Raw genomic sequence first — 7,800 nt, 5'->3', positions numbered from 1 at the left:
GTGGCCTGCACGTGAACAAACCGGCTTCCATCGGAAGCTTAGCGAAGGCTTGAGCCGTATGCGCTGAAAGGCGCACGTACGGTTCTTAGGGGGGAGTCAGCCAGGAATGGCTGGCTCCCACCCGACTTTTGGTCCGCCGGACCTGCGTGCAATCCACTCCCAACCTGGACACCGAAAAGCCTTGATACGTCTGCTGAAGTTCTTCTGGTGGTCTTCCGTCGCAGTCATCTGCGCGCTCGTACTCGGTGTGAGCGGTGCGTTTCTGTATCTTAGCCCCAACCTGCCCTCGGTCGAGTCGCTCAGAAGCATCCAGTTGCAGATCCCCCTCAGGGTGTACAGCAGCGACGGCAAGCTGATTGCCGAGTTCGGCGAAATGCGTCGCTCACCGATCCGCTTCGAGGAAATTCCCCCACAATTCATCCAGGCGCTTCTGTCGGCCGAGGACGACAACTTCCTCAATCACTACGGTGTCGACCCCAGCAGCCTGATGCGCGCCGCGACCCAGCTGGTGAAAACCGGCCATATCCAGACCGGCGGCAGTACCATCACCATGCAGGTGGCGAAGAACTTCTTCCTCACCAGCGAGCGCAGCTTCTCGCGCAAGACCAACGAAATCCTGCTGGCCCTGCAGATCGAGCGTGAGCTGACCAAGGACGAGATCCTCGAGCTATACGTAAACAAGATCTACCTGGGCAACCGCGCCTACGGTATCGATGCCGCCGCGCAGGTGTACTACGGCAAGTCGATCCGCGACGTGAGCCTGGCGCAGATGGCGATGATCGCCGGCCTGCCCAAGGCACCCTCCCGCTTCAACCCGCTGGCCAACCCCGTACGCGCCAAAGAGCGCCGCGACTGGATCCTCGGCCGCATGTACAAGCTGGGCAAGATCGACGAAGCCAGTTACCAGGCGGCCCTGGCCGAACCGCTCAACGCCAGCTACCACGTGCCCACGCCCGAGGTGAATGCACCTTACATCGCCGAAATGGCCCGCGCCGAAATGGTCGGCCGCTACGGCAGCGACGCCTACACCGAAGGTTTCCGCGTCACTACCACGGTACCCAGCGACATGCAGGAAATGGCCAACAAGGCCATCCTCAACGGCCTCTCCGACTACGATGAGCGCCACGGCTACCGCGGCCCCGAAGCACGCTTCCCGGGCCGCACCCAGGCAGCCTGGCTGCAGGAACTGGGCAAGCAGCGCAGCCTTGGCGGCCTGGAGCCGGCCATCGTCACCCAGGTCGAAAAAACCGGCCTCAAGGTCCTGACCCGCAGCGGCCAGGAAGAGCAGGTGGCCTGGGACACCATGAAATGGGCGCGCCCGTTCATCAACAGCAACTCCCAGGGCCGTGCGCCGCAGTCACCGGCAGATGTGGCTCAGGTTGGCGACCTGGTGCGCGTGCAGCGCCTCGAGGATGGCAAGTTCAAGTTCAGCCAGGTACCTGGCGCGCAGAGTGCGCTGGTCACCCTCGACCCTTACAACGGCGCCATCCGCGCCCTGGTCGGCGGTTTCTCGTTCGAGCAGAGCAACTACAACCGCGCCATGCAGGCCAAGCGTCAGCCGGGCTCGAGCTTCAAGCCGTTCATCTACAGCGCCGCACTGGACAGTGGCTACACCGCATCCAGCCTGGTCAACGATGCACCAATCGTGTTCGTCGACGAGTACCTGGACAAAGTCTGGCGACCGAAGAACGACACCAATACCTTCCTTGGTCCGATCCGCATGCGCGAAGCGCTGTACAAGTCGCGCAACCTGGTGTCGATCCGCCTGCTGCAGGCCATGGGCGTAGACCGCACCATCGACTACATCGCCAAGTTCGGCTTCAACAAGCAGGACCTGCCACGCAACCTGTCGCTGGCACTGGGCACCGCCACCCTGACCCCTATGGAAATCGCCACAGGCTGGAGTACTTTTGCCAACGGCGGGTACAAGATCACCCCGTACCTGATCGAACGCATCGAAAGCCGCAGCGGCGAGACGCTGTTCACCGCCAACCCGGCTCGGGTACCGCAAGGTACCGAGGACCAGGCGGGTGTGGCCGCGCCCGAACAGCCGATCAGCACAACCGCCATGCCTGGCGAGGCACCCGCTGCCTTCAGCCAGGTGGCTTCTGCACCGCAGGCGCCGGCCGTGGCCGAGCGGATCATCGACGGTCGCACCACCTACATCCTCACCAGCATGCTGCAGGACGTGATCAAGCGCGGCACCGGCCGCCGGGCGCTGGCCCTGGGCCGCACCGACCTGGCAGGCAAGACCGGTACCACCAACGAGTCCAAGGACGCCTGGTTCTCTGGCTACAATGCCGATTACGTGACCACCGTGTGGGTCGGCTTCGACCAGCCCGAAACCCTTGGGCGCCGCGAATACGGCGGCACGGCGGCACTGCCTATCTGGATGAGTTTCATGGGCGCGGCACTCAAGGACAAGCCTGAGCATGCGCCGGCGGAGCCGGAAGGCATCCTCAGCCTGCGCGTCGACCCGGTCAGCGGCCGTGCCGCTTCGCCGAGCACGCCGAATGCCTACTTCGAGCTGTTCAAGGCCGAGGACTCGCCGCCGTCGGTGGACGAACTGGGCACTGGCGCGGCGCCAGGCAGCCCGTTGCCGGCGGATGAAGCGGCGCCGATGGATCTGTTCTGACCAGATGTAAAGCCGGGGGGCGCTTTGCGCCCCTATCGCGACACAAGGCCGCTCCCACAGGAAACGCCTAGCCCTTGTGGGAGCGGCCTTGTGTCGCGATGGGCTGCAAAGCAGCCCCAGAATCCGACAGGCAGCCAAAAATAGCAGCATGGCGCACCGCCAAACAAAAAAGCCCCGGCTCATACGAGCCGGGGCTTTTTTGTGTCGCCAGGCAGCAATCAGCCTTTGAACACGTCATCCACGCTGGTCAGCGGGTAGTGCTTCGGATACGGCAGAGTTGCCACGCCGGATTCGATGGCGGCCTTGGCCACAGCGTCGGAAACGACGGTGATCAGGCGTGCGTCCAACGGCTTCGGAATGATGTACTCACGACCAAATTCCAGAGCCTGTACGCCGTAGGCGTCGCACACTTCCTTCGGCACTGGCAGTTTGGCCAGATCTTTCAGGGCGATGGCGGCGGCGATTTTCATTTCTTCGTTGATGCGCTTGGCGCGAACGTCCAGGGCACCACGGAAGATGAACGGGAAGCCCAGTACGTTGTTGACCTGGTTCGGGTAGTCGGAACGACCGGTAGCCATGATCACGTCGCTGCGAGTGGCGTGCGCCAGCTCTGGCGAGATTTCCGGGTCCGGGTTCGAGCAGGCGAACACGATCGGGTTGGCAGCCATCGACTTCAGGCCTTCGGCGCTCAGCAGGTTCGGGCCGGACAGGCCTACGAACACGTCGGCACCGTCGAGGGCGTCAGCCAGGGTGCGCTTGTCGGTGGCGTGGGCGAACTGCGCCTTGTACTGGTTCAGGTCATCACGGCCAGCGTGGATCACGCCGCTGCGGTCGATCATGTAGATGTTTTCGACCTTGGCACCCATGCTTACCAGCAGCTTCATGCAGGAGATGGCGGCAGCGCCGGCACCCAGGCAGACGATCTTGGCGTCTTCCAGCTTCTTGCCGGCGATTTCCAGGGCGTTGATCATGCCGGCCGCTGTCACGATGGCGGTACCGTGCTGGTCATCGTGGAATACCGGGATGTCGCACTGTTCGATCAGGGTGCGCTCGATTTCAAAGCACTCAGGCGCCTTGATGTCTTCGAGGTTGATGCCACCGAAGGTGATCGAGATGCGGCGAACGGTGTCGATGAACGCCTGCGGGCTTTCCGACTCCACTTCGATGTCGAACACGTCGATACCGGCGAAACGCTTGAACAGAACACCCTTGCCTTCCATGACCGGCTTGGAAGCCAGTGGGCCGAGGTCACCCAGACCGAGGATGGCGGTGCCATCGGAAATCACCGCAACCAGGTTGCCTTTGCCGGTGTATTTGTAAGCCAGCTCTGGATCACGGCCGATTTCACGCACGGGCTCAGCAACACCTGGGCTGTAGGCCAGGGCGAGGTCACGGGCGGTGGCTGTGGGCTTGGAGAGTTCGACGCTCAGTTTCCCCGGACGAGGTTGAGCGTGATATTCGAGAGCGGCGGTTTTCAGGTCTGACATGGTGGGCATTCCGCTATTTACTGTTCTGACGGACCGCCGAGGATACGCAAAGAGCCGGGGAGCCACAAGACTGGTCGGTCACTTGTGTCAAGGCCTTTAGCCTACGACTTTACGCTATAACCCACGGGGCATACGCCTAACAGTGTGTACAATCCAATAGCGAAATGTCTACATCTTTTAGCCTGAAATGCGCTCCAACATGCTCGGATCGGTCAACGGCAACAGCCAGCGTCGCTGCCCGGGCTTGAGGCCGCCCTTGCGGGAACGATCCAGCACCCAGCCACGCGCCTCGACTTGGCGTCCCTTGAGGTTATCGAAGAAGCTGGCGGGGAAGTTGCGTTGTAGACGAGCGGGAACCTGCAGCACCACCGCACCGTCCAGGTTCAGCCAGACCCCGCCACGGTTGCGCTCCACGCCTTCGATGCGGCCCGCAATGACCGCGAAACCCGACTGCCGGACATCCCCGGCACGCACCACCGGCGAACGACGCCACAGCCCGGAGCCAGCCTTGCGCGCAGCCTGCTCGGCAAGCTGCTGGCAAGCGCTGAGGCGCACATTGGGGGCAACCGCGACGCGATAGCCCAAGCCCTCGCTGAGCAACTGTGCTTCGATATTGTCGCCATTGCGGCCGTAGATATGCGCCAGCGTGCGGCCGTATTTGTCCTTGGCCTCGACGCCCGGCTCCAGCCCGACACGCCCATCGCTGGCCTTGACCAAGGCCTGCAAACGCTGCCTGGCAGCCTCGGCATAGGGCTCGCTGGAGCGCCCGTTACGGCCGATTTCCGGGGCATTGATGCCGATCAATCGCACGCTGCGGCCATCGACCAGGCGCAAGGTATCGCCATCGACCACCTGGCGCACCGCCACCTGCTGAGGGCTGCCTGGTAGCGGGCAGAACGCCAGGGCCGGGAAATGCCAGATGACGCCCATAAAAAAGGCGCCCACAAGGGGCGCCTTTTTTTGCAGCAATGCGAAACCCGAGGGGTTCGCCATGCGCATGATTACTTCTTGGTACCGAACATACCGAAGCGATCGGCGAACTTCTGTACGCGACCACCGGTGTCCAGGACTTTCTGCTTACCGGTGTAGAACGGGTGGCACAGGTTGCAAACGTCGATCGCCAGGGTGCTGCCCAGGGTCGAACGGGTTTCAAACTTGTTGCCGCAGCTGCAGGTGACTGCAACTACTTCGTAGTTCGGATGAATATCTGCTTTCATGGTCACTTCCTCGAGCTGCGTGCCGCCACCCAACACCAATTGTTGAATACCGCACGTAATTAGGCGGCGAATAATACCAGAGCATCACGCCAACGCAAGTTGTCGCTTGCACCGACCGTCGTCTGCTAGGCTCGCCAGTCTTTGAAACGCCCTCCGAGACTTTCCGCGTGTCCGACGTCATCCTGCGCCTTGCCCTGCCCTCCCCGCTGCGTCGCCTGTTCGACTACAAGGCGCCGGCAAGCATGGCGCGCCAGGCCTTGACTCCGGGCATGCGCATTCGCGTGCCGTTCGGCCGCCGCGAAATGATCGGGGTGCTGGTGGAGGTGTGCGAGCAAAGCGAAGTGCCCGCCGACAAGCTCAAGCCGGCCAGCGCCCTGCTCGACCCGGTATCACCGATCCCGCCGTCGCTGTTCAAGTTGTGCTTGTGGACCGCCCAGTACTACCAGCACAGTCTGGGCGACACGCTGAGCTGGGCCTTGCCGACCCTGCTGCGCCAGGGCGAACCTGCCGAGATGCGCCAGGAGCGCTTCTGGCACGTCGCCCCCGGCGCCCGCCTGGAAGACCCGCGCATCGCCCGCGCTCCGCGCCAGCGCGATGCCCTCAAGACCCTGGCCCAGCACCCGCATGGCGTGGCCCACAGCCTGCTGGCCAAGCTCAATCTGAACAAGGACAGCCTGGACCTGCTGCTGGCCAAGGACCTGGTGCAGATCGAGGTCCGCCGCCATCTGCCGGCACTGCGCCACGAACACTGGCTGGCACAGCCGGAACTACCGCTCAACGAAGAGCAACGCGATGCCTTCGACGCCGTGCGCGAAGGCTTTGGCGGCTTTGGCGCCTTCCTGCTGGCCGGTGTCACCGGCAGCGGCAAGACCGAGGTGTACCTGCAACTGATCCGCGAAACACTGGAAGCCGGCAAGCAGGCCCTGGTACTGATCCCGGAGATCAACCTCGGCCCGCAGACCCTGGCCCGCTTCGAGCAGCGCTTCAACGCCCGCATCGCCCTGCTGCATTCGGCGGTGAACGACCGCGAACGCCTGGATGCCTGGCTGGCAGCCCGGGACGGCGAGGCCGACATCATCATCGGCACCCGCTCGGCACTGTTCACGCCGATGAAGAACCCCGGCCTGATCATCATCGACGAGGAGCACGACGGCTCCTATAAACAGCAGGAAGGCCTGCGCTACCACGCCCGCGACCTGGCACTGGTGCGCGCCCACCAGGAAAACGTCCCGATCCTGCTCGGTTCCGCCACGCCATCGCTGGAAACCCTGCACAATGCCCTGACCGGTCGCTACCGCCTGTTGCGCATGAACCAGCGCGCCGGCGGTGCCCGCCCGCCACGCATGTTGCGCCTGGATGTGAAGAGCCTGCCGCTGGACAGCGGTATCAGCGGCCCACTGCAGCAGGCCATCCGCCAAACCCTGGAGGCTGGCCAGCAAGTGCTGGTATTCCTCAATCGCCGCGGTTTCGCCCCGACCTTGCTGTGCCATGATTGCGGTTGGCTGTCCGAATGCCCACGCTGCGATGCACGCATGACCGTGCACCAGCGCTCCGGCGTGCTGCGTTGCCACCATTGTGGCTATGACGAGCGCCTGCCGCAGCAGTGCCCGCAGTGCAACCACGTTGACCTGCGCCCGGTCGGCGCCGGCACCGAGCGCGCCGAGGAGCGCCTGAAAGTGCTGTTCCCGGATTACCCGATCCTGCGTGTGGACCGGGACAGCACCGCGCGCAAGGACGCCATGCACAACCTGTTCAGCACCATCCAGCGCGGCCAGCCGAGCATCCTCGTCGGCACCCAGATGCTTGCCAAGGGCCATCACTTCCCGCGGGTGACCCTGGTGGCCATCCTCGATGCCGATGGCGGGCTGTTCTCCGGCGACTTCCGTGCCAGCGAACGCATGGCACAGTTGATCGTGCAGGTCGCCGGGCGGGCCGGGCGGGCCGAGGAACCCGGCAAGGTCATCATCCAGACCCACCTGGCCGACCATCCGCTGCTGGTGCAGCTTACCGAGCAGGGCTACTTCGCCTTCGCTGAGCAGGCCCTGGACGAACGCCGCGCCGCCGGGCTGCCGCCTTACTCGCACCTGGCGCTGCTGCGCGCCGAAGCGCACAAGCCCGGACAGGCCGAAGGTTTCCTCGACGAGGCCTGCGCCGCCGCCGAGCGCCTGGTGGCCGAACAGCGCCTGCCCGGCATCGAGCTGCTGGGGCCGGTGCCAGCACCGATGGAGCGCCGCGCCGGGCGCTTCCGCGCACAACTGTTGATACAGGCCAATACGCGGGCGCCTTTGCATCGACTGATCAGCGCCTGGTTGCTAGTGTTGGAGCAGATGCCGAGCGGGCGCCAGGTGCGGTGGTCGCTGGATGTCGACCCGGTAGATCTTTATTGATCCTGCGGGCTGCTTTGCAGCCCCAAAGGTTGGCAACCCGCCCCCAGCCACGGATAATGCCCAGTTTTTCCACC

The 7,800-nt window shown here is 63.9% G+C and carries 5 protein-coding genes; 2 read left to right on the top strand and 3 right to left on the bottom strand.

Features of this window, described 5'->3' with window-relative positions:
* The first annotated feature begins 184 nt into the window (after nt 1-184).
* On the top strand, nt 185-2,635 hold the full coding sequence (locus tag WM94_RS02105) for a penicillin-binding protein 1A (RefSeq protein ID WP_371264014.1): 2,451 nt from the start codon (nt 185-187) through the stop codon (nt 2,633-2,635).
* 218 nt (nt 2,636-2,853) lie between these two features.
* Here WM94_RS02105 and WM94_RS02100 read toward each other — a convergent pair whose 3' ends face one another.
* The 3 genes from WM94_RS02100 to rpmE form a co-directional block, all read right to left on the bottom strand.
* Nucleotides 2,854-4,122: a malic enzyme-like NAD(P)-binding protein gene (locus WM94_RS02100; protein ID WP_024087853.1), complete on the bottom strand. Its 1,269-nt coding sequence runs from the start codon at nt 4,120-4,122 to the stop codon at nt 2,854-2,856.
* Between the two features lie 177 nt (nt 4,123-4,299).
* Nucleotides 4,300-5,121 (bottom strand): thermonuclease family protein, encoded by an 822-nt coding sequence (locus WM94_RS02095; protein WP_061550321.1) that lies wholly within the window; start codon nt 5,119-5,121, stop codon nt 4,300-4,302.
* Between the two features lie 2 nt (nt 5,122-5,123).
* The gene (gene rpmE, locus WM94_RS02090) at nt 5,124-5,339 is read right to left on the bottom strand and encodes a 50S ribosomal protein L31 (RefSeq protein WP_003257833.1); all 216 of its coding nucleotides are present in this window, start codon (nt 5,337-5,339) and stop codon (nt 5,124-5,126) included.
* 167 nt (nt 5,340-5,506) lie between these two features.
* Here rpmE and WM94_RS02085 point away from each other — a divergent pair, with 167 nt between their 5' ends.
* A complete protein-coding gene (locus WM94_RS02085) occupies nt 5,507-7,726 on the top strand; it encodes a primosomal protein N' (RefSeq protein ID WP_039612529.1) in 2,220 nt (739 codons plus the stop codon).
* Nucleotides 7,727-7,800 lie beyond the last annotated feature (74 nt).

Source organism: Pseudomonas sp. ABFPK, from assembly GCF_001586765.1.
Classification (GTDB): domain Bacteria; phylum Pseudomonadota; class Gammaproteobacteria; order Pseudomonadales; family Pseudomonadaceae; genus Aquipseudomonas; species Aquipseudomonas asiatica.
Note: the sequence above shows the minus strand (reverse complement) of the source record. Positions and strands in the feature narration are given on the sequence as shown.